1 protein-coding gene is annotated in these 252 nt (G+C 64.3%); it reads right to left on the reverse strand.

Features of this window, described 5'->3' with window-relative positions; genetic code table 11:
• Nucleotides 1-252, reverse strand: a 252-nt coding sequence (locus SAHL_RS03340; RefSeq protein ID WP_148045464.1) for an IS3 family transposase, incomplete at both ends; no start/stop codon positions are given.

Below are 252 nucleotides of genomic sequence, written 5' to 3' on the forward strand. Positions count from 1 at the left end.
ATACAGCCAGCCTTCGGCGGTCCGGATATAGGTGATGTCGGTCACCCACTTCGTGTTGGGTTCGAGCGCGACGAAGTCGCGCTCGAGATGATTACGCACATGCGTCGGCCGATCGCCGGAAGGCTCGGCCCGCCAACGCCGCCGCTGCGGGATACCCTGGAGACCGTTGATGGCCATGAGTCGAGCCACCCGATTGCGGCTGACGGTCTCGCCCTCGAACTGCAGCGTCTCGGTAATCCGCGGTGCACCGAA

It is taken from the genome of Salinisphaera orenii subsp. halophila YIM 95161 (assembly GCF_003732545.1).
In the GTDB taxonomy this organism is placed as follows: Bacteria; Pseudomonadota; Gammaproteobacteria; order Nevskiales; family Salinisphaeraceae; genus Salinisphaera; species Salinisphaera orenii_A.